This window comes from Dermabacter hominis NBRC 106157 (genome assembly GCF_001570785.1).
Taxonomy (GTDB): domain Bacteria; phylum Actinomycetota; class Actinomycetes; order Actinomycetales; family Dermabacteraceae; genus Dermabacter; species Dermabacter hominis.
Genome location: NZ_BCSI01000001.1, coordinates 581,630 through 602,708, shown reverse-complemented (window position 1 = coordinate 602,708; position 21,079 = coordinate 581,630). Strand labels below are relative to the sequence as shown.

The following is a 21,079-nucleotide window of genomic DNA, read 5'->3' as shown; positions in this document are numbered from 1 at the left end:
AAAACACTACGCCCCACACCACCCCTGCGCAAACCACACACCCCAACTCGTGGCCCACACCATAAAACAACCCAAAAAAGCTGCAGTCTCTTTCCGCTCCTGCACGGAAAGAGACGAGGTATTTGCGCGAGACGTCCGGTAAGGGGTTCCTGGCTGCGCACTGCAGACAGAGACAATTCAAAGACGCGAAGTCACTGCGACCTCGCGGGCCGACCTAGGAGCCCGGGACGTAACCCCTGTGGAGCGCGACGATGCCGCCGCTGAGGTTGCGATACTGCGCTCGTTCGAGCCCGAGCTCAAGGAACCACTCGCGTAGGCCCTCCTGATCGGGCCAGGCAAGAATTGACTCGGCGAGGTAGCTGTAAGCAGCACCATTCGCCGATACCTGCGATGCCACGTGCGGCAGCATCCCCATGATGTAGCGCGAGTAGACGTGGCGGAACGCGCGATTTTTTGGGGTCGAAAATTCGCACACGACGACGGTCCCGCCCGGCTTCACCACACGCGCCATCTCGGAGAGAGCTTTTCGCGGTTCAACGACATTGCGCAGACCGAAACTAATGACGGCTGCATCAAATGAATCTGACGTGAACGGGAGGTTGGTAGCGTCGGCCCCCACGAAGGGGATGTGTGGTTGCCTCTTGCGCCCCTCCGCCATCATGCCAGCCGAAAAATCAGACGCAAGAACCCGGTGACCCGCACGCGCGATCGCCGCGCTCGAGGTACCGGTCCCGGCCGCAACATCAAGTACGCGAGCTCCGCTCCCCTTCGGCAGATCGAGCGCTTCCACCATCGCCGATCGCCACCCTCGATCCTGACCGAAGGCAAGGACGGTGTTGAGGAGGTCGTAGCGCCCCGCGACGCCGTCAAACATAGTCGAGACGTCGGCGGGGTTCTTAGTGAGATCAGCTCGCGTCATGGGGTCTATTGTGCCTGATCGAGGCCGCGGTGCGCGCAACGCGGGGTACGGGCGCGTCAGAGCCCGATGAGCCCCGTGAGTGCATCACGGAGGAAGTACATCACGAACAGTGCGCTCACGACATACATGAGCCAATGCACCTTTTTCGCGTTCCCCACGACAATTTGGATGACCACGTACAGGATGAATCCCGCCCCCATGCCCACGGTGATCGAGTACGCGAACGGCATGAGGATGATCGTGAGGAATGCGGGAATAGCCTTCGTGAGGTCGCTGAAGTCAATGTCCACGACCTGACTCATCATGAGGAATCCGACGAGGACGAGGGCCGGGGTCGCAGCCTCGTACGGCACGAGAGCGACGATCGGCGATAGGAACATCGCGACGATGAAACACAGGCCGGTGACGACGGTCGCGAGGCCCGTCCGGGCGCCTTCACCGACGCCGGTCGCGCTTTCAACGAAGCTCGTGTTGGAGGAGACACCACCGACGCCACCCATGATCGCCCCGACAGAGTCGGCGATGAGGATCCGCTGGCTGTTCTCGACATCGCTGTTGTCGTCGACGAGCCCTGCCTCGGTTCCAACCGCAACCATGGTGCCCATCGTGTCGAAGAAGTCTGCGAGGAGGAGGGAGAACACGACGATGATGGCGCCGACGATACCGATGGCGCGCAGGCCACCGACCGGATCGACCTGGAACAGGGTGCTGAAATCGGGCAGCGCGAACGCGCTTCCGCTCAGGGCGGGCACGTTCATGGACCAGCCGTAAGGGTTACCCGCATCGGCGTCGGTTGCGGGGGCAAACTGACCGATTCCGACGGTGTTCTCGATGACAATGGCGAGTACTGTCGCAGCGATAATCGCGATGAGAATCGCGCCGGGGACCTTCCTCACCCACAGCACGATCATGAGGATGAGCCCGAAAACGAACACGGCTGTAGGCCAGCCAATGAGCGAGCCTGAGTTACCGAGCTGCACGGGGGTGCCACCACCGGTGGTCACGAAGCGGGCGTTGATGAGCCCAATAAACGCAATGAACAAGCCCATGCCCACAGCGATGGCGGTCTTGAGGAACTGCGGGACCGCGAGGAATACCGCCTTGCGAAAGCCCGTGAGAACGAGCAAAAGAATAATGATGCCTTCCACGAGCACGAGCCCCATCGCACCGGCCCAGGTCATGCCGGGCAGTGATACGACACCGTAGGCGAGGTACGCGTTGAGCCCGAGACCCGCCGCCATCGCGAGCGGGAAATTCGCCCACGCTCCCATGAAGATCGAACACACGGCAGCAATCAGCGCCGTTCCCGCGGCAACAGCGGGCATATTCGGCTCGGTTCCACCGCCGAGGTACATGCCGGTCGAATCCGGCACGGTGCCGATAATGAGCGGGTTCAGTACAACGATGTAACACATCGCAAAGAACGTGACCATGCCGCCACGCACTTCACGGCCGACCGTCGAGCCGCGTTTAGAGATCGAGAAAAACGAATCGAGGCGCGAGAAAGCCGCACCCTTTGAGGGAGCACTGTGGGTTTGGGACATGGCTCCCATTGTAGGAAAAGGCCCGGCCAAAGCAACGCTTTGGGCCGGGCCAGCGAGACGAAGAACTCGAGTTTTACTTCGTTTCGGGGCGATTAGCGTCGATAAAGCGGTAGTAGTCGAGGTAGTCGAGCTTCGAGGCCGCGGAGCTATCCACAACGATGGTGGCGTCCTCGTGAAGCTGGAGCGCGGTCGATGTCCAGCGGGCACTCACCCCTCCCTCGATTGTCTGGCGAACGGCTTCAGCCTTGTTCTCCCCCGTTGCGATGAGGAGAAGTTTCCTGGCCTCGCGGATTGTGCCGACTCCCTGGCTGATGGCGTGGATGGGAACGTCATCTTTCGAATCGAAGAAACGCGAGTTGTCAGCGATCGTCTTGGGGGTGAGCGTCACCAGGTGCGTGCGCGAAGCGAGCGACGTGCCCGGTTCGTTAAAGCCGATGTGACCGGTCGCCCCGACCCCGAGGAGCTGGAGATCAACGCCGCCTGCATCCTTGATCGCGGCGTCATACCGGGCTGCTTCGGCAACCGGATCCCCCGTGTCACCGCGAGGGCAAAACACCTTCGCAGTGTCGAGATCCACCTTTTCAACAAGGTGCTCGCGAATAAAACGCGCGTAGCTTTGGGGGTGCTCGGGCGAAAGCCCCACGTACTCGTCGAGCATGAAGACAGTGACATTCGCAAAGCTCAGGCCCTCGTCACGGTGACGCCGCGCGAGTTCGTCATAAGCCGCGATCGGCGAGGATCCCGTCGCGAGGCCGAGAGTGACGGGGCCACCATCTGCTTCGCGAATAGCAGCCTCGATGTGATCGGCAACGACCACGCTCGCGTCGTCGGCGGTGGGGCGAATGTAGATTTCCATGGCATCTCCGGCTTCGTTCTGGGGCGCGGGAGGGCCGACGCTGGCCGGTCTCCGGTTACGCCCATGGTGGGCTCGCTCATATGCTCCTGCAAGCATACGTACTTCGAGAAGAGACCAGCAAGGCCCGGCACCTCGAGGTGCCGGGCCTTGCGTTTTGGCGCGAAAGCTCCGCGCCGTTTCCCCAAACGGGCTTACTTCTTCTTCGGCGTCGACGCCGCCGCAAGCTCAAAGGCCTTGCGGGGTTCTGTCGCCTGGGCGATACCGAGAATTTCGCGGTTGCCGAGCAACGAGCTCACCCAACCCGCGACGACACCGGCCTTACGGCCGAGCGTAGGCATGGCATAGACGTGGTAGGCGCGAGCGCCGAGCCATGCGGGAATGCCCTTAAGCTCGACCTTCTTGTCGCCGATGAACAGCGTTCCGACGCCCTTGAACATGCCGAGGGTTGCCATCGTGCCGAGGTTCTTGTGGTAGTAGTCCACGAGCGGGCGCGAGTCGATCGCGCGCGCAACGTTGTCAGCGAGGCACTTCGCCTGGCGCACGGCGTGCTGAGCATTCGGCGGGCAAACCTTGCCCTCGCCCGAAGCGAGATCCGGAACAGTCGTGCAGTCGCCGGCTGCAAAAACACCCTCGAGGGGGCCGTCCTCGCCCTTGACGCGGAGGTCGGCGAGGCAGTCAAGGCGGCCGGTCTGGTTGAGCGGCAGATCCGAGTTCTCGAGGACGGGGTTCGGCTTGATGCCGGCACACCACACGATGAGGTCCGAGGCGAATTCGTCACCGTCGGAGGTCTTGACAATGCCGTCCTCGCACGAATTGAGGAAGGTCTCGAGCTTGACCTCGATGCCGCGCTCACGGAACTGCTTGAGAGCATACTTACCGAGTTCTTCGCCAACCTCGGGAAGAATTCGACCCATAGCTTCGATCATCACGAAGCGGACATCCGAGGGGTGAAGATCGGGGTAGTAACGCAGAGCTGCGGAGACCATGTCTTCAGCTTCGGCAATGGCTTCCGAGCCAGCGAAGCCACCGCCGACGAAGGTGAAGGTCAGCAGGCGCTTGCGGGTTTCGGGATCCTTGGTCGAAGCGGCCTCGGCGAGGTTGCTGAGGATGCGGTCGCGCACGGCCACGGCTTCCTCGACCCACTTGAACCCAATAGCGTTTTCAGCAAGGCCCGGGATCGGGAGCGTGCGCGGTACGGAACCGAGCCCCACGACGAGGTAGTCGTAGCTGATCTCGATCGTTTCATCGCCCTCGAGAGCGACCGTCACGACGCGATCCGCGTGCGAGATGGTCTCGACCGATCCGGTGACGACCTTGGTGCCCTGCAGGACCTTGCGCAACGGCGCGAGCACGTTGCGCGGGTCAATCGCACCGGCGCCAACTTCCGGGAGGAATGGCTGATAGGTGAGGTAGGGACGAGTGTCGACGACCGTGATGGCAACGTTGTTGCCGGCCTTCTTGCGCAGCTCAGCTGCGACGTTCATACCAACGCTTCCGCCGCCGAGAACGAGAACGTGCGGCTTGTTTCCTGAATTGATGTTCATGTGTGCGAACTTGCCTTTCCACATCGCTAACGATGCAATTCAACCACGTTGAGGCGCTTCCAAACTGAGTGAATCGAGCACGCTCATCGCGAGTCCATCGAGAATGTCGTGTTCGCTCGTCGTGACGCGCTCGAGTGTGCCTTCGTTCGCAACCCGTTCGAGGATTCGCGCCCAAATAAGCGCGCCCGCGCCGATCACGTCTATCCGTCCCGGGTGGATCGCCGGGAGCGCCGAGAGCTCCGCCGCGCTCGATCGAAGAATTCGATAGCTAAGAGCCGTGAATTCCTCGGCATCAATGCTTGCGCCGTGGCTCAACTCGGGCGTGTATTCCTCGAGGCCGAGGGCAACGGCGGTCAAAGTCGTGACGGTTCCCGCGACTCCCACGATGCCGCGAACTGCGGAAAAATCGATCGTCTGAGAAGCCTCATCAATAAGCGCGTCGATATCGCGGACAGCGGCCTCAATGTCGCTCTCACTCACGCGGTCGGCGCTCAAGTGGCGCTCCGTGAGGCGAACAGACCCCATGTCGAGGCTGATCTCGGCTCGCGGCGCATCCTCGCCGTAGACCAGTTCGGTTGAACCGCCACCGATATCAACGATCAGGCGAGGCGAGGGTCCGGGATCGGGAAGAGTCGCCACGGCACCGCGATAGCTCAGCACCGCCTCTTCGGTTCCTTCGATGACCTCGGGTTCAATACCGAGAATCTCCCGAACCCCGTCGATGAACTCCGCTCGGTTTTCAGCGTCGCGGCTTGCACTCGTCGCTGCAAAGCGCACGCCTTCGACAGCTTTCTGCTCGATCACGCGTGCATACTGCCGAGTGGCCTCAAGAGTGCGCTCGATCGCTTCCGGGTCGAGGCGCCCTGTGCGGTCCACCCCGTGACCGAGACGCACAATTTTCATCTCCCGCGCGATATCGCGCAAGGAGCCGTCGGGCGCTTCTTCCGCGACGAGAAGACGAATCGAATTAGTGCCGCAGTCGATCGCGGCGACCCTGCGGCTCATGCGCCTTCCTCCTCAAGCATTGCGGGCGTGAGGTCGCATCGGCATCGATCGATCGTCGTGTCATCAGAGGCCAGCTCAAGGGCGCGGTCACCAAACGGGTTCACGCCCGGCCCCTCGGCAAGGGCCTGGCCGACCACGGCATGGAGGCACTTCACGCGGTGCGGCATCCCGCCTGCACTGATGCCATCGATCTCTTCGGCACTACCGAGTTCGGAGCGCCGCTCCAGGTACCACTCGTGGGCGCGCGCATAGCTCTGCTGAAGCTCACTGTTCTCTTCCAGCTCGGCGGTCCACTCAGCAAGCAACCCCCGCGCCTCGAGTCGCGAGCAGGCCTCGACCATCGACGGAAGCGTGAGGTAAAGGCTCGTGGGAAACGGCGATCCATCGCTCAGACGCGGCACCGTGCGCACAACGGCGGGAGCCCCGCACGCGCAGCGACGTGCGATCGAATGCACGCCACGCATCGTTCGACCAAGCTGGCGAGCCATGAGGGCGAGATCCGCCTCGGTTGCCTCGCTCTCGAACGGAAGTGGATCAAGCGGTGTTGGCATAGAGCACTACAACCTTTCGGGCAACTATCGGCCTCAGGGGCCTTGCTTATCGGCGGGGTCCTCGGGAGGAGCGGCCTGACTTGCGGCCACGAGCGAATCCCACATCGTGCCAAACCACGCAGTTTTCGCGCGCTGCTCCTCCTGCGCGGCCTGGGTGGTTTGGGGAACCTCGGCGCCACTCGAATCTGTCAGGCGATACTGCGTTTCCCCGGGGTAGGCAAAGAGCAAACGTTCGCGCGCTTGCGCGGAGACAAACGTCGGATCTTCCCACCGCGCGACTTGAGCCTCGAGCCCTTTGACCTCGCGTTCTTGCTCGGCAACCTGCGCACGAAGGGTGCTGAGGCGCTGTTGCTGCATGACGTATCCGTTCACGGTAGGAACGAGCGCCACGAGCGCGAGAAGCGTAATCGCCAGCAGCACGAGCGAGCGCCCCGTGAGCCCCGCGATAGGGGCCAGCACCTTGCGCGCACCCACACTTACCGAAGTTGCCGTGCGCGCCGATGCAGTGTGCCCAGCCTTCGTGCGGCGACGACTCGCGCGACCGGTAGGCGTGGAGGGTGCGGCTGCGGGAGTTCGCCACCGCGACGCCGAGGAGCGCCCCGCCGGTCTCGACGGGGCGCCCCTTCGGTGCTTTAACGAATCAGGCATGAGCCCTATCGTAAACCGCTCAGGCCTTGAAGCGCGGGAATGCCGAAGCGCCCGCGTAGACGGCCGAGTCGCCGAGCTCATCCTCGATACGGATGAGCTGGTTGTACTTGTTGACGCGCTCACCGCGAGCGGGAGCACCGGTCTTGATTTGGCCCGTACCAAGCGCGACAGCGAGGTCGGCGATCGTGGTGTCCTCGGTCTCGCCCGAACGGTGCGACATCATCGACGAGAAACCATTGCGGGTGGCAAGATCCACGGCGTCAAAGGTCTCGGTGAGGGTGCCGATCTGGTTCACCTTCACGAGAAGAGCGTTGGCAGCGCCATTCTCAATGCCGCGGCCGAGACGCACGGGGTTCGTCACGAAGAGGTCGTCGCCAACGAGCTGAACCTTCTCGCCGAGCTTCTCGGTGATGGCAACCCAGCCGTCCCAGTCTTCCTCGTCGAGCGGGTCCTCAATCGAGACGAGCGGATAGGACTCAACGAGCTCGCCGTAGTAGGCGATCATGTCCTCGGCAGACTTCTTTTCACCTTCGAAGAGGTAGGAGCCGTCCTCGAAGAACTCCGACGCAGCAACGTCGAGAGCGAGTGCGACGTCCTTGCCCGGGGTGTAGCCAGCCTTCTCGATGGCCTCGATGATGAGATCGAGAGCGGCGCGGTTCGACTCGAGGTTCGGCGCGAAGCCACCCTCGTCACCGAGACCCGTCGCGAGACCACGGTCGTGGAGAACCTTCTTGAGGTTGTGGTAAACCTCGGCACCCATACGGACTGCCTCGACGAACGTCGGGGCACCGATCGGGGCGATCATGAACTCCTGGATGTCCACGTTCGAATCCGCGTGCGAGCCACCGTTGAGGATGTTCATCATGGGGACGGGAAGCACGTGTGCGTTCGGACCGCCCACGTAGCGGTAGAGGGGCAGCTCTGCTTCCGCAGCGGCAGCCTTCGCGACAGCGATCGACACGCCGAGAATGGCGTTCGCGCCGATCTTGCCCTTGTTGTCGGTGCCGTCCGCGTCAATCATCGCGAGGTCGATCGCGCGCTGGTCGGTCACATCCATACCCTCGATCTTTTCGGAGAGCTCTTCGGCAACCGCGGCGGCAGCCTGCGAAACGCCCTTGCCGAGGTAACGGCCCTTGTCACCATCGCGGCGCTCAACGGCCTCAAATGCACCGGTCGAGGCGCCCGAAGGAACCTGGCCGAGGAACTGGTAGCCCTCGTCGGTCGTAAGAACGACCTCAACGGTGGGGTTGCCGCGCGAATCAAGAATCTCGCGACCGCGAACGTCGAAGATGAATGCCATGAGATGGCCTCCTTAGTCAGGATTTTCAAGTGGCGGGTCGCCTTTGACCTTCGCCCTCAAGTCTAGTGCGGATCGTGTGATCTACCTGAAGGGTTTTGCGCACCCCCGGCGCGGCGAATGCGACCCAGGTCACGGAGTGGGACTTCAGTCGCGAGCCAATTGCGCCTCGACCCTCGCCACGAGTGCGCGAAGAGCCGATTCGGGATCCTCATCACGCGCTGCCGCCTCGAGCACGATCGCCATTATTCGAGAGGCGATACTCCCATTCGACGCGCTGTTCTCAACGCCAGCCCTAAGCTCTTCCTCCCGCCCCGCAGCTTGCGCACGCGCGGCGATCTTGAACGCCCGCTGGAGTGCCGGAAGGGCGAGTGGAATCCCCTCGGCGAGTGCACGGCGCGGCTTCTCCTGCGACTTGATGCGGTCCCACCGCGCCGTAATCTCCTCAATGCTCAAATCCTCGCGCTCGGGTCCAAACACATGCGGGTTTCGGCGATACATTTTCGCGTTGAGAGACCGGGCAACCGAATCCAGCGTCCACGGCTCAGCTTCCTCCATGCCGATTCGGGCATGAAACACGAGCTGAAACAGCAGGTCCCCGAACTCGTCAACGAGCTCCGACGTACGAATCGGCTCGCGCTCAAGTTCAGCAAGAACTTCGTGGGTTTCCTCGAGCAAGTATCGCGAAAGAGAACCGTGTGTCTGGGCAGCGCTCCACGGATCGCCCCCCGGACTTCGAAGCTCGTGCATGATCCTCACCGACTCGACGACCGCAGCGCCGGGAGCGACGGGGGACGCGAAAACATAATCCGCATCGATGGGCCCCCCGGAGGCCTCTTCGAGCGCGCCAATCGTCTCGATCGGCGACGGAAGGTGGGGGTGCTCGGAATCGCAGAGCCAGGCGCGGTACTCCCCCGAGCAAGCGTCGGATTTCTCAAGCCAGACCTCAAGCGAGCGAGCGAGCTCTTCGGCATTTGCGCAATCAAGCCGCACACACTCGATCCCAGCCTCGCGAACGTGTGCCTCCCACGCCGGGGGCGCGCACGACAGGGCAACGCTCGCGGCGCCCCTGAGTGCGTCCCAGCCGCGCGCCGTCATAAGCCCTGGCGCATTCAGGGGCGAAACGGGAACAACCTTGAGCTCACCCGAAAAAGACCCGTTCATCACGCATGCCCCTTTCGTCCAAGACCCGCCTGGCGCGTCCCTTGCGGCGCGTCACGGCGCGAGTTTTCGAGCCTACTTGCGCGCGGTGATCGCGAACCGAACGAACGCGCGCGGGAGGGTTCCGACGGCTGCTCGGCAAGCTCGATACCCCGTTCTTTCGCCCATGCGGGCTTCAGCTGTGCAATCACGCCGCGGCAGAACTCGAGCAGGGCCTCGTCGGTGAGGGGAATACCACCGACACGCTGAGTGCGCGGATGCGGGACGAGAACCTGGCGAAGGGCAGGCTTGAGCACCGTTCCCGGATACAACCTGCGGAGTTTGAGCTGCACGCTGTCCGTGACGTCCACATGCGCGAAGCGGATCATCTTGCCCTGTACCTGCACCTCGTCGATCCCAGCTTCGGAGGCATCCAGGCGGAAGCGCGCGACGTGAAAGAGACGCTCGACCTCCGCAGGCGGCACGCCGTAACGGTCCTCGAGCTCGGAGTGCACGCTCTCGAGCTCGTCGACACTCTTCGACGCCGAAATCTTCGAGTATGCCTCGAGGCGTAGGCGCTCGGAATCGATGTACTCGACGGGAATGTGCGCGTTCAGGGGCAATTCGACCTTCGTGTCCTTCGCCGTATGGTCGAATTCGCCCTTGAACGCTGCGACAGCCTCGCCGACCATGCGTACGTACAAGTCAAAGCCCACACCGGCAATGTGCCCGGACTGCTCGCCGCCGAGCAAGTTCCCTGCCCCGCGGATCTCGAGGTCCTTCATCGCGACCTGCATGCCTGCACCGAGCTCCGAGTGCGTCGCAAGCGTCGTGAGGCGATCGTGCGCTGTTTCCGTGAGCGGTTTCGTCGCCGGATACAGGAAGTACGCGTAGGCGCGATCGCGCGAGCGCCCCACCCTTCCGCGAAGCTGGTGAAGCTGCGAGAGACCAAATCTGTCCGCATTCTCCACGATCAGGGTATTTGCGTTCGAAATGTCGAGGCCCGTTTCCACAATCGTCGTGCACACGAGTACGTCGAAGCGCTTCTCCCAAAAGTCGAGGATGACTCGCTCGAGTTGGGCCTCGTTAAGCTTGCCGTGGGCGACCTCCACTCGTGCATCGGGCACGAGCTCACGCAAGTGCGCGGCGGTGCGCTCAATATCCTCGACGCGGTTGTGGATGTAGAACACCTGCCCCTCACGCAAGAGTTCGCGGCGGATCGCGGCCTTGACCTGAGCATCCTCGTGCGCGCCAACGTAGGTGAGCACGGGATGGCGCTCCTCTGGCGCAGTCGCGAGCGTGGAAAGCTCGCGGATGCCCGTGACGGCCATCTCGAGGGTCCTGGGAATCGGGGTCGCCGACATCGACAGCACATCGACGTTGGTGCGCAGTGCTTTGAGAGTCTCCTTGTGCTCGACACCGAAGCGTTGCTCCTCGTCCACGATGATGAGCCCCAGGTCCTTGAAACGCACCTGCCCCGTGAGCAAGCGATGCGTCCCGATCACTACGTCGACCGAACCGTCCTTGAGCCCCTCGATCACCGCGTCCGATTCAGCCTTGGTTTGGAAGCGCGAAAGCCCGCGCACGTTGACGGGAAAGCCCGCGTATCGCTCTGTGAAGGTGTCGACGTGCTGCTGAGCGAGAAGAGTCGTCGGGCATAGGACCGCCACCTGTTTGCCATCCTGCACAGCCTTGAAGGCCGCGCGTACCGCAACTTCGGTCTTGCCGTAGCCGACGTCACCGCACACGAGGCGATCCATGGGAAGTGGCTTTTCCATATCCCGCTTGATGTCGTCGATCGTCGAAAGTTGATCGGGAGTTTCCGTGTACTCGAAGGCGTCCTCGAGTTCGTGTTGCCACGGGGTATCGGGCGAGAAGGCAAAGCCCGAACTGCGCTGGCGCTCACTATAGAGCCTCACGAGTTCATCGGCGATCTCCCGGATGGCCTTGCGCGCACGCGACTTGGTCTTCGACCAGTCACTTCCGCCCATCTTGTTCACGCTCGGAGCCTCGCCGCCGACGTACTTCGTCACCTGGTCGAGCTGGTCGCTCGGGACGTAGAGGCGATCACCAGGCTGGCCCTTCTTCGAGCTCGCGTACTCGATGACGAGGTATTCGCGGGTCGCGCGCTTATCGCCCGTGCCTACGGTGCGGCTCGTCATCTCCACGAACCGCCCGACTCCGTGATGGTTGTGAACGACATAGTCCCCGGGCGACAGCTGGAGCGGATCGACCATCGCGCGGCGGCGTGCGGCAAGTTTCTTGCCACCAGATCGGCGAGCGGCCGATTTCCCCGTCATGTCTCGCTCACACAAGAGCATGAGTCTGATGTCCTCGAGGAGGATTCCCTCGGTGATCGGCCCGGTCGTGATGCTCACGTGCGAGCGGGAAAGCTCCTCGTCGAGATCAGCGCTGAACCGCGCCGTGACACCCGCCTCAGTGAGCGACTCGGCGATGTGGCGCCCGGTACCCGCTCCAGCGGTCGTGAGGACGATTCGCCATCCGTCACTGACGTGCTGTGCGAGGTCGCGCGCCGCATTCGCGATCGAGCCGCCGTATCCAGGGTGCGGCTTCGCCTGGGACGTGAGGTCGGCATCGAGCCCGAACGGGGCAAGCGTGGAGACCGGGAGGTGTCGGGCCTCAAGCTCGCCGAGTGTGTCCTCGAGCGACGAGAAGCTTGCCTGCGATACATCGATCGGCACGGCACCGCCCTGCGCTGCACTCGACCACGCCGCCTCAAGGAACTCTTCCGTTGTGCGCACGAGCTCATCGACACGCGTGCGAATGCGTTCGGGCTCGACGAACACAAGGCTCGAATGCTCGGGAAGTAGGTCCGCGAGGCTCACCATCTCCCCCACCAGAAGCGGAGTCAGCGACTCCATGCCCTCGACGGCAATGCCCTCCGCAAGCCGCGAGAGGATGTCAGCGGCGCCGGGCAGCTGCGCGATCGCGGCGCGTGCTCTCGCGCGCACGTCCTCCGTCAGAAGAATCTCACGGCACGCGGGTGCATCGAACGCTTCGAGAGTATCCTCCATCGAGCGCTGATCCGCGACGGAAAAGAAACGGATCTCTTCAAGCTCGTCGCCGAAAAAATCGAGGCGGACGGGATGCGAGAGCGTCGGCGGGAACACGTCCACAATGCCGCCACGCACCGCAAACTCACCGCGCGAGGAGACCATGTCCACGCGCGAGTACGCCGCACCGACGAGCTTCTCCACAAGCTCGTCGATCGCAATGAAGTCGCCGCGCTCGAGATGAACCGGCGCTAGATTCTCAAGTCCGCGTGCCATCGGCTGCACGAGTGCACGCACAGGCACCATGAGCACCTCGACCCCACCCGTTTCGTCCGGATGCGCCAGTGAATAGAGCGTGGAAAGCCTGCGCGCGACCGTGTCGCTACGCGGCGAAAGCCTCTCGTGCGGAAGGGTCTCCCAGGCGGGGAACAGCGCGACCTTCGCGGCCGGGACGAGAGCTTCGATCTGGGCGGCAAGATCTTCTGCTTCACGCGTCGTTGCCGTCACCACGACGAGCGGGTCCGACGGTCCCCTGCGCGAAGCGGCCTCGGCAAGGTAAAGCGGGTGCATGCCGCTCGGGGCGATGATCGATACGCCCTCGGCGGTGGAACGCGCTTCGACGAAGCGCGCGAGATCAGCAGAGTGCGCCGCGGCGGCGAGAACGGGGGCGATGCTCACGGGCGGATCGCCTCGCGCGAATGAAACTCCTGCTGCGCCGCCACGAGGCCCTGCTCCACGAGCATCTCCACGCACTGCCCGGCCGAGGTCACGAGGTCATCAAGTACCTTGCGCTCCGACGAGGAAAAAGGAGCGAGGACGAAATCCGCGGTATCGCGCCCCTGCGGGGGACGCCCCACGCCGACGCGCACGCGCAAATAGTCTTTGGTGCCGAGCGCACACGAGATATCACGAAGGCCGTTGTGACCGCCTTCTCCCCCGCCGATCTTCGCTTTAATCGCACCGAACTGCGTATCGATCTCATCGTGCACGACGATGAGATTCTCGGGCTCGATCCCGTAGTACTGCGCGAGCGCAGACACGGGCCCACCCGAAGTGTTCATGTAGCACCCAAGTTTCGCCAGAATCACCCGGCGGCCGGTACCCGGCGCCCCCATGTGCCCCTCAATAACTGAAGCATTGGCCTTCTTGTGCCGTTTGAACGAGGCGCCGGCCCACTCGGCAAGTCGATCAAGCACCATGTGCCCGACATTGTGTCTCGTCGCTTCATACTTGGGGCCAGGGTTCCCGAGGCCCACAATCAGCATCGTCTCGCTCACAACTCTACTTTCCGCACTAATCCAGGAGAAAACCTGGTCACCGCCGGCTGGCCGGCGACCGTCGGCCCCCCGAAAAGGCTACAGGGGCGCCGCACCTGTGTGCGACGCCCCTGCATTAGATTTCACGATCCGCGAAGTCGCGGATCAGAACTCACTCGTCGTCGCCCTCCGACGACTCCTCGGCAGCATCCTCTGCCGCTTCCTCGTCGTCCTCGGAGCCAGGCGTCTCGAGGTCGGCCTCGTCGACCTGCGGGACCTGGATCGACACCACGAGGAACTCGGGATCGGTAACGAGCTCGGCGTCTCCAAGATCGAGGTCACCGGCGTAGATCGCATCGCCTTCGACCTTGCCCTCAACGTCGACGACGATGTGTTCGGGAAGGCTGAGTGCATCGGCGAGGAGGGTGATCTCCTGAATGTCAACCACGGCAACGGCGGGCGACTGGGGCTCGCCTTCGACGGTCACGGGGATGTCAACCTCAACCTTCTCGCCGCGCTTCACGATGAGGAGGTCGATGTGGAGAATGTCGCGCGAGAGCGGGTGGCGCTGAATGTCCTTGATGATCGCGAGCTCGTTTTCAGCGTTCGGGATCTCAAGCTCGAGAAGAGCGTTCGAGTGACGCGCGGCAAGAGCCGTCGCGTGATACGGAAGCGCGAGGTGAACCGGCTCGGTGCCGTGGCCGTACAGGACCGCGGGGATCTTGCTTTCGGCGCGCATGCGGCGTGCAAAGCCCTTGCCGAAGTCGGAACGGACGTCGACCTTGATGTTCTCGGCCATGTGAAACTCCTTGGGTGTGAAGCGGGGCGAGACGGCGCGCCCCGAGCACGTGGGAACACGAGCCCAAGGATTCAACCGCGTCGATAACGGAGTAAGCCGAAGCCTCTCCCTCGCCGAAGTACCGTCCAATCATACGGCACGGCCGCGCAGTCACTCGACAAAGTGCGACGTGAAGCGAGGCACGTCACGCCGAGCAGACTGCGCGACCGGTGACAGACGAGGAGATTAGGCGTCGCCGTCGAACAGCGAGGTCACAGAGCCGTCATCGAAGACGGCACGGATCGCACGTGCGAGAAGCGGCGCGATCGAGAGGATCGTGAGCTTCTCGAACTGCTTTTCCTCGGGGATGGGCAGCGTGTTGGTCGCGATGACCTCGCGCACCGCCGAATTCTTGAGGCGCTCAACGGCCGGGTCCGAGAAGATCGGGTGCGTCGTGGCTACCACCACGGAGCTCGCGCCGTTCTTCGTGAGGGCTTCGACGGCCTGGACGATCGTTCCCGCGGTGTCGATCATGTCGTCGACGAGGATGCAGGTCTTTCCTTGCACGTCGCCGATGATGCGCTTCGCAACGGCCTGGTTGGGGCGACGCGGGTCGCGCGATTTGTGCACGAAGGCAAGGTTCACGCCGCCAAGGCGCTTCGCCCACTTCTCGGCTACGCCGATGCGGCCGGCATCTGGCGAGACAACGCACAGATCCTCGTCGCCGTAGGTCGACTCGACGTACTTCGCGAGGATGGGCATGGCCATGAGGTGATCGACGGGACCGTCGAAGTAGCCCTGAACCTGCGGCGCATGCAGGTCCACCGAGATGAGGCGGTCAATTCCGGCGGTCTTATACAGATCGGCGACCAGTCGGGCCGAGATCGGCTCGCGACCACGGTGCTTTTTATCCTGGCGGGCGTACGGGTAGCTCGGGGCGATCGCCGTGATGCGCTTCGCGGACGCGCGCTTGAGGGCGTCCACCATGATGAGGTGCTCCATGAGCCAGTTATTGATGGGAGCCGGGTGCGACTGGAGAACGAAGACGTCCGCCCCGCGCACACTCTCGCCGTAGCGCACGTAGATCTCGCCGTTGGCGAAATCCCACGCGTCCGTCGGGAGAAGGTCAACACCGAGTTCCTTGGCGACTTCCTCGGCGAGCACGGGGTGGGCGCGCCCCGAAACGAGAACGAGGTGCTTTTCTCCGCTGGTGATGATGCCGCTCATCGTTTTACTTCTCCTCGGTGGTTGCGGTTCGAGAGTCGTGGTCAAGCGCTTTTTCGGCGGCTTCGGCCGCGGCGGTGCCCGTGCGCTTGGTGAGCGTCCACCCCTCGGTAATGCGAGGCTTCGTAGCATTGACGGCAAGGGCGCCGGGCGGGACGTCTTTAAGGACGATCGTTCCAGCTCCCGTTGCCGCACCGTCGCCGATTGTCACAGGCGCGACGAGGACGCTGTCGCTTCCAACGCGCACGTGTTTGCCGACGACACTCCTGTGCTTGTTCACCCCATCGTAGTTCGCGAAGATCGTTGCCGCACCAATGTTCGTCCCCTCGCCGATCTCGGCGTCACCCACGTAAGAAAGGTGGGGAACCTTTGCGCCATCGCCAATCTCCGCATTCTTGGTTTCGCAGAAGCCACCGATCTTGCCGCGGGCGCCGAGAACGGTCCCCGGCCGCAGGTAGGTGAAGGGCCCCACGGTCGCCCCCTCCCCGATGACCGCGCCGAAGCCGTGAGTACGCACAACCTCGGCTCGGTCGTGAATGGTGACGTCGGTCAGGGTCGTGTCCGGTCCGACGGTTACGTCGCCGCCAATGACACAGTGCCCGTGCAACTGCACGCCGGGGAGGATTGTCGTGTCCTGCCCAATCTCGACTTCGGGGTCGATGAACGTCGAGGACGGATCGATGATGCTCACGCCGGCGCGCATGTGGCGCACGAGGGTCCGACGGTTCATTTCGGCACCGAGCTCGCTGAGTTGGACCCGATCGTTGGCGCCTTCCACCTGGATTGCGTCATCAATGACGTACGCGGTGACTTTTTGCCCCTCGGCACGGGCAATGCCGGGAACGTCGGTGAGGTACATCTCGCCTTGGGCGTTATCGGTGCCAACTTTCGTGAGGGCTTCGCGCAAGAATGCGAGGTCGAATGCACAGATTCCCGAGTTGATTTCGGTGATCGAACGCTGCTCGTCGTTCGCGTCCTTATGCTCGACGATAGCTTCGACCTGGGAGCCGTCGGCGCTGCGCACGATGCGGCCGTATCCGGTCGGGTCGTCGAGGTGAGCGGTGAGGATCGACACGCACGATTCAGACTCCTCGTGGGCCTGGACGAAGGCGCGGAGCGTTTCTGACTGGAGCAGGGGGACGTCGCCGTAGGTCACGAGTACGGTTCCGACGGTCGCCTCAACCTTGTCGAGACCGCATTGAACGGCGCGGCCAGTGCCGGGGATATCATCCTGATCGGCGGTGACGACCTCGGGAGCGTTCTGCGCGAGGTGAGAGAGAACCTGTTCACACTCGTGGCGGACGACCGCGACGATCTCGCCGGCGCCCGTTCCGCGCGCTGCGTTGATCGCGTGCATGAGCATCGAGGTGCCACATACGGGGTGGAGAACCTTGGGAAGAGCGGATTTCATGCGAGTTCCTGCGCCGGCTGCGAGGACGACGACAGCTGCGGGCGAATAATGTGCCACGGAAAGGTGCTCCTTGTGTCCGGTGCGATGAATCCGGTGCTGGATCGTTCCGCGACCAGGACTCGAACCTGGAATACCAGAACCAAAAACTGGGGTGTTGCCGATTACACCATCGCGGATGGGCCCGAGGGCGCCGGGGACAAGCCTAGCCCCTCAAGCCGCGAGAGCGAAAACGGTACGCGCCTCGGCGTGCGAAAATGTTGCACATGTCTGATTCACGTCCCCCTCGCGCTCGCTCTCCCCGCATGACGGGCCGCCAGCGACGCGAGCAGCTTGTCGTCGTCGGCCGCTCACTTTTTGCGCAGAAGGGTTACAACGCGACGAGTGTCGAGGAAGTTGCGGCGAAGGCAGGAGTGTCGAAGCCGATCGTCTATGAGCACTTTGGAGGCAAGGAGGGTCTTTATGCCGTGATCGTCGATCGCGAAACGGATCACCTCCTGCGCGTCCTTGAAGATGCGCTCCACGATGTTCACCAGCACCCCCGCGTACTCGTGGAGAAGGCCGCGCTCGCGTTCTTGACCTATATCGAGGAAAACGAGGACGGTTTCCAAATTCTCGTGCGCGACTCCCCCGCTTCACAAACGTCGGGAACGTATTCGGCGCTTCTCGTGGACGTCGCGAGCCAGGTCGAAGACCTTCTCGTGAGGCACATGCGTGCACAGAAGTACACGTCGCTGCACGCGGCGATGTACGCGCAGATGCTCGTCGGAATCGTTTCTTACACCGGCCAGTGGTGGCTTGAGACGAGTCGCCCTTCGAAAGAGGTTGTCGCGAGCCATATTGTGAACCTCGCGTGGAACGGGCTTCGCGGCCTCGAATCTGAACCGAGGCTCCTCACGACCAACCGACACTCGAAGAAGAAATAACCCCACAGATAACGCCGTTTGTCTGTGACCTAGATCCTCTATACTCGGTCCGTCGGCTCTAACAGAGGAGATTTCGTGGGTTTCATCCAGGCTTTCAAGGACGCGCTGGGCGGTACTTTTGCCGATCAGTGGAAGGACTTTCTGACCGTCCCCTCCAACCTCCCGCCCACCGCGGCCCTTTTCCCCGCGGTTCCGCGAGGAACAAACGCGGGGCGCGGCTCGAACACTCGCGGCAGCGAAAACATCATTAGCAACGGATCGCGGATTGTCGTGCCGGCGGGCTACGCTCTCGTCACGCTCCAGGACGGCCGTGTCACCGGCCTCATTACCGAGGCGGGCGGCTACGAGTGGCATTCGGGCGACCCGAATTCCCGCACCGTGTTCGCGAACGACGGCATTCTTGCGTCAACGCTCGAAACGTCGTGGGAGCGTTTCAAGTTTGGCGGCCAACCAGGATCGCAGCAGCTCGCGTTCTTTGTGAGCCTCAAGGAGCTCCCGAACAACCGTTTCGGCACTCAATCGGAAATCTACTGGGATGATCAGTACATGAACGCCCAGGTGGGAGCCGTCGCACGCGGCACCTACACGATCCGCATCGTGGATCCGCTCCTGTTCATCCACAACTGGGTTCCCGCCGTTTACATCTCTGCGAATGCGCCAATCTTCAACTTCACCGATACCGAGAACGACGCCGCGAACCAGCTCTTCCAGGAAGTCGTCTCCTCGCTCGCCCCGGCGTTCTCGCGCTACACGAATGACCCGGATAAGAACAACCGCATCACAAAAATCCAGTCGGATTCGCTCGGGCTCGCGGCCTCCCTCTCGAGCGTGGTCGAAGAAAACTACCGCTGGACGACCGATCGCGGCCTCGTCATCGAAAAAGTCGCGATCGCGTCGATCGAGTACGACGAGAACACGCGAAAGCTCCTCAAGGATGTTCAGGCTGCCGATGCGCTTTCGGGCAACCGCAACCAGAGCTTCGTCAACCAGGCTGTCGCGCGCGGCGTGCAGTCCGCCGGCGAGAACGGGGGCGGCACGGGCCTCGCGATGATGGGCATGGGAGCCGGTGCCGTTGGAGGCCTCGTGCAGCCTGCGCAAGCGTCGGGCCCGTTCGCCGGCCAGGGCCAGAGCCCGCAGGGCCAGCAGAGCCAGCAGGCGCAGTCCAACCAAGGCGGCACCGAGCCGAACCCCGCGGAGAAACTCGCCCAGTTCAAGCAAATGCTCGACCAGGGTCTCATCACCGAGGCTGACTACGAGGCGGCAAAGAAGAAGGCGCTCGGCCTTTGACCTACGCACCCGGCCCGCAACCGGCCCCCATGCCTTCCGAAGGCCCGGGGGGCCGGTTCGATGCGCCCCACGCCCGAGGGAGCGCCAAACGTGAGTGGCCCCGACATGAGTGATGCGAATGTCGTCAAGGGTCGGACCGCGTCGCAAGACGTTGTTGATGCGCTGGTTGACCCCACCCCCGAGCACGTCGTCAACACGGCAAGTGGGAAAGCTGACGGCTTCGATAAATGCCCCAGGTGCGGCTCGACCGACATCGGCTACTCGCTCCAGCACCAGGCGCTCGTGTGCCGGTATTGCCGCTTCGAATTCAACGAGAAGGTCGTGGAAACGGCCTTCGGTCTCGACTCCCCCATCGAACAGCTACGGGGCGTTGTTCGCGGCTCGGGTACGCATGACATCGCCGTCGACACCACCGTCGTTACCCTCAAGTGCCAGGGCTGCGGTGCCGAGGTCGTTATCAAAGCGAACGAATCGCTCCAGGCGCGCTGCCACTGGTGCCGTCAGGTGCTATCGATCAACCAACAGATCCCGAATGGCGCCGTCCCCGATGCCGTGTTGCCCTTCGCCCTCACGCATGAACAGGGTGTCGAAAAGGTGCGCGAATTCGCCGGAGATCGTCGATTCTTCGCCACGAGCCAATTCAAGGCAAACTTCACGCCCGAGAACGTCGTAGGCGTGTACGTGCCGTACATGACAGTCGACGGCAACCTCACCGCAACCATCGAGGGGCGAGGCGAGGTCACGCTCCGCCGCTACACGCGCCACATCGGCAACGACCAGGACGAACGAGTCTCGGATATTCGCGAATACACGCTCGGGCGCAAGTTCGATTTCACGGTCGACGACCTCATTGCGGAAACGAACAGTTCGCGCGCGAACATGAACACGAGCATCAACACCAACAATGTGCTCAACGCGATTCTCCCGTTCGATACGAAGAACGCCGTCGCCTACAACTCGAACTACCTTGCGGGCTTCACGTCGGAGCGCCGCGACCTCGATATCGACGACATCGACGACACGGTCGAAAGCAACTTTCTCTCGATCGCTCGCTCACGCGCAGACCTCATGATCCGCGACTACGACCGCGGCGTTCGCTGGGAAAGCGAAGGGCTCGAGATCCACGGCACGCGCTGGGTTGCGCTCTACCTTCCGATCTGGCTGTACAGCTACCAGGACGATCGCACCGGCATGATCCACTACATCGCGGTGAACGGCCGAAACGGCCGCACGATGGGCTCGGTTCCGGTCGACAAGGTCAAGCTGTTCGGCTGCGCTGCACTCGCCGCGATCGCCACCTTCGCCATCACATTCCCCCTCGCGATTGGAGCGGTCGTCCTATGAGCCCCATTCTCACGGCCAGCGGTTCGATCCTCGTCGCCGGCCAGATCCTCGCGGAATCTAGCTCGAGTAGCGGCGACGATGTGAGCGTTGCGGTCATCGCCGCGCCCTTCGTTCTCGCGTTCATCGTCTTCACGTCGATCTACTCGTTCTTCTTCCTGCGCTACCGCAACACCGATAAGAAATATCGATTCGAAAGCGAGACCCGTATCGGCGTGTCGAATGTCCAGGCGTTCGATACTCCCGGCAGGCGTCGCAACGGCGTCAAAAGCACGGTCATGGCAGGGCGCAATAATGGCAATACCCGTGAGCGGGTGCGCCGCATCTCCCCCTAGCGCCGC

Annotated in this window: 18 protein-coding genes and 1 tRNA gene; 4 read left to right on the top strand and 15 right to left on the bottom strand. The window is 62.8% G+C overall.

Features of this window, described 5'->3' with window-relative positions; all coding sequences use genetic code 11:
* Positions 1 to 214: 214 nt before the first annotated feature.
* The 15 genes from DEHOM01_RS02730 to DEHOM01_RS02660 form a co-directional block, all read right to left on the bottom strand.
* Positions 215 to 919: a class I SAM-dependent methyltransferase gene (locus DEHOM01_RS02730; RefSeq protein ID WP_061211356.1), complete on the bottom strand. Its 705-nt coding sequence runs from the start codon at positions 917 to 919 to the stop codon at positions 215 to 217.
* A 56-nt stretch (positions 920 to 975) separates the two neighbouring features.
* Positions 976 to 2,472, bottom strand: a complete 1,497-nt coding sequence (locus DEHOM01_RS02725; protein ID WP_061211355.1) for an NCS2 family permease — start codon at positions 2,470 to 2,472, stop codon at positions 976 to 978.
* A 64-nt stretch (positions 2,473 to 2,536) separates the two neighbouring features.
* Positions 2,537 to 3,319 carry a glucosamine-6-phosphate deaminase gene (gene nagB / locus DEHOM01_RS02720; protein WP_061211354.1) on the bottom strand — a complete coding sequence of 261 codons (783 nt, stop codon included), beginning with the start codon at positions 3,317 to 3,319 and terminating at the stop codon, positions 2,537 to 2,539.
* A gap of 191 nt (positions 3,320 to 3,510) precedes the next feature.
* Positions 3,511 to 4,863 carry an NAD(P)/FAD-dependent oxidoreductase gene (locus DEHOM01_RS02715; protein WP_034374785.1) on the bottom strand — a complete coding sequence of 451 codons (1,353 nt, stop codon included), beginning with the start codon at positions 4,861 to 4,863 and terminating at the stop codon, positions 3,511 to 3,513.
* 39 nt (positions 4,864 to 4,902) lie between these two features.
* Positions 4,903 to 5,868, bottom strand: a complete 966-nt coding sequence (locus DEHOM01_RS02710) for a Ppx/GppA phosphatase family protein (RefSeq protein ID WP_061211353.1) — start codon at positions 5,866 to 5,868, stop codon at positions 4,903 to 4,905.
* On the bottom strand, positions 5,865 to 6,419 hold the full coding sequence (locus DEHOM01_RS02705; protein WP_061211352.1) for a DUF501 domain-containing protein: 555 nt from the start codon (positions 6,417 to 6,419) through the stop codon (positions 5,865 to 5,867). The genes DEHOM01_RS02710 and DEHOM01_RS02705 overlap by 4 nt, the downstream gene beginning before the upstream one ends.
* Before the next feature lie 33 nt (positions 6,420 to 6,452).
* Positions 6,453 to 7,067: an FtsB family cell division protein gene (locus DEHOM01_RS02700; protein WP_245630638.1), complete on the bottom strand. Its 615-nt coding sequence runs from the start codon at positions 7,065 to 7,067 to the stop codon at positions 6,453 to 6,455.
* Positions 7,068 to 7,086: 19 nt separating this feature from the next.
* A complete protein-coding gene (gene eno, locus DEHOM01_RS02695) occupies positions 7,087 to 8,367 on the bottom strand; it encodes a phosphopyruvate hydratase (RefSeq protein ID WP_034372854.1) in 1,281 nt (426 codons plus the stop codon).
* A gap of 144 nt (positions 8,368 to 8,511) precedes the next feature.
* Positions 8,512 to 9,528 (bottom strand): MazG nucleotide pyrophosphohydrolase domain-containing protein, encoded by a 1,017-nt coding sequence (locus DEHOM01_RS10190; protein ID WP_061211351.1) that lies wholly within the window; start codon positions 9,526 to 9,528, stop codon positions 8,512 to 8,514.
* On the bottom strand, positions 9,528 to 13,196 hold the full coding sequence (gene mfd, locus DEHOM01_RS02685; RefSeq protein WP_061211350.1) for a transcription-repair coupling factor: 3,669 nt from the start codon (positions 13,194 to 13,196) through the stop codon (positions 9,528 to 9,530). The genes DEHOM01_RS10190 and mfd overlap by 1 nt, the downstream gene beginning before the upstream one ends.
* On the bottom strand, positions 13,193 to 13,795 hold the full coding sequence (gene pth, locus DEHOM01_RS02680) for an aminoacyl-tRNA hydrolase (RefSeq protein WP_061211349.1): 603 nt from the start codon (positions 13,793 to 13,795) through the stop codon (positions 13,193 to 13,195). Before pth ends, mfd begins: the two co-directional genes overlap by 4 nt.
* Positions 13,796 to 13,946: 151 nt before the next feature.
* Entirely contained in the window at positions 13,947 to 14,573 is a 627-nt protein-coding gene (locus DEHOM01_RS02675) for a 50S ribosomal protein L25/general stress protein Ctc (RefSeq protein ID WP_061211348.1), read from the bottom strand.
* 225 nt (positions 14,574 to 14,798) lie between these two features.
* The gene (locus DEHOM01_RS02670) at positions 14,799 to 15,779 is read right to left on the bottom strand and encodes a ribose-phosphate diphosphokinase (RefSeq protein ID WP_061211347.1); all 981 of its coding nucleotides are present in this window, start codon (positions 15,777 to 15,779) and stop codon (positions 14,799 to 14,801) included.
* A 4-nt stretch (positions 15,780 to 15,783) separates the two neighbouring features.
* On the bottom strand, positions 15,784 to 17,244 hold the full coding sequence (glmU, locus tag DEHOM01_RS02665) for a bifunctional UDP-N-acetylglucosamine diphosphorylase/glucosamine-1-phosphate N-acetyltransferase GlmU (RefSeq protein WP_082738662.1): 1,461 nt from the start codon (positions 17,242 to 17,244) through the stop codon (positions 15,784 to 15,786).
* Between the two features lie 47 nt (positions 17,245 to 17,291).
* Positions 17,292 to 17,363: transfer RNA gene (locus DEHOM01_RS02660), tRNA-Gln, on the bottom strand.
* An 87-nt stretch (positions 17,364 to 17,450) separates the two neighbouring features.
* On the opposite strand from DEHOM01_RS02660, the gene DEHOM01_RS02655 reads away from it, so the two are divergent.
* The 4 genes from DEHOM01_RS02655 (at position 17,451) to DEHOM01_RS02640 (ending at position 21,073) form a co-directional block, all read left to right on the top strand.
* Positions 17,451 to 18,110, top strand: a complete 660-nt coding sequence (locus tag DEHOM01_RS02655; RefSeq protein WP_082738661.1) for a TetR/AcrR family transcriptional regulator — start codon at positions 17,451 to 17,453, stop codon at positions 18,108 to 18,110.
* A 75-nt stretch (positions 18,111 to 18,185) separates the two neighbouring features.
* A complete protein-coding gene (locus DEHOM01_RS02650; protein ID WP_061211345.1) occupies positions 18,186 to 19,397 on the top strand; it encodes an SPFH domain-containing protein in 1,212 nt (403 codons plus the stop codon).
* 90 nt (positions 19,398 to 19,487) lie between these two features.
* Entirely contained in the window at positions 19,488 to 20,741 is a 1,254-nt protein-coding gene (locus tag DEHOM01_RS02645; protein WP_174519426.1) for a TFIIB-type zinc ribbon-containing protein, read from the top strand.
* A complete protein-coding gene (locus DEHOM01_RS02640) occupies positions 20,738 to 21,073 on the top strand; it encodes a hypothetical protein (RefSeq protein ID WP_016664363.1) in 336 nt (111 codons plus the stop codon). Before DEHOM01_RS02645 ends, DEHOM01_RS02640 begins: the two co-directional genes overlap by 4 nt.
* Positions 21,074 to 21,079: the final 6 nt, after the last annotated feature.

Coding starts and splice junctions, on each gene's coding strand:
- DEHOM01_RS02730 (WP_061211356.1), bottom strand. CDS start 919: ATGACGCGAGCTGATCTCACTAAGAACCCCGCCGACGTCTCGACTATG.
- DEHOM01_RS02725 (WP_061211355.1), bottom strand. CDS start 2,472: ATGGGAGCCATGTCCCAAACCCACAGTGCTCCCTCAAAGGGTGCGGCT.
- nagB (WP_061211354.1), bottom strand. CDS start 3,319: ATGGAAATCTACATTCGCCCCACCGCCGACGACGCGAGCGTGGTCGTT.
- DEHOM01_RS02715 (WP_034374785.1), bottom strand. CDS start 4,863: ATGAACATCAATTCAGGAAACAAGCCGCACGTTCTCGTTCTCGGCGGC.
- DEHOM01_RS02710 (WP_061211353.1), bottom strand. CDS start 5,868: ATGAGCCGCAGGGTCGCCGCGATCGACTGCGGCACTAATTCGATTCGT.
- DEHOM01_RS02705 (WP_061211352.1), bottom strand. CDS start 6,419: ATGCCAACACCGCTTGATCCACTTCCGTTCGAGAGCGAGGCAACCGAG.
- DEHOM01_RS02700 (WP_245630638.1), bottom strand. CDS start 7,067: ATGCCTGATTCGTTAAAGCACCGAAGGGGCGCCCCGTCGAGACCGGCG.
- eno (WP_034372854.1), bottom strand. CDS start 8,367: ATGGCATTCATCTTCGACGTTCGCGGTCGCGAGATTCTTGATTCGCGC.
- DEHOM01_RS10190 (WP_061211351.1), bottom strand. CDS start 9,528: ATGAACGGGTCTTTTTCGGGTGAGCTCAAGGTTGTTCCCGTTTCGCCC.
- DEHOM01_RS02675 (WP_061211348.1), bottom strand. CDS start 14,573: ATGGCCGAGAACATCAAGGTCGACGTCCGTTCCGACTTCGGCAAGGGC.
- DEHOM01_RS02670 (WP_061211347.1), bottom strand. CDS start 15,779: ATGAGCGGCATCATCACCAGCGGAGAAAAGCACCTCGTTCTCGTTTCG.
- DEHOM01_RS02655 (WP_082738661.1), top strand. CDS start 17,451: ATGTCTGATTCACGTCCCCCTCGCGCTCGCTCTCCCCGCATGACGGGC.
- DEHOM01_RS02640 (WP_016664363.1), top strand. CDS start 20,738: ATGAGCCCCATTCTCACGGCCAGCGGTTCGATCCTCGTCGCCGGCCAG.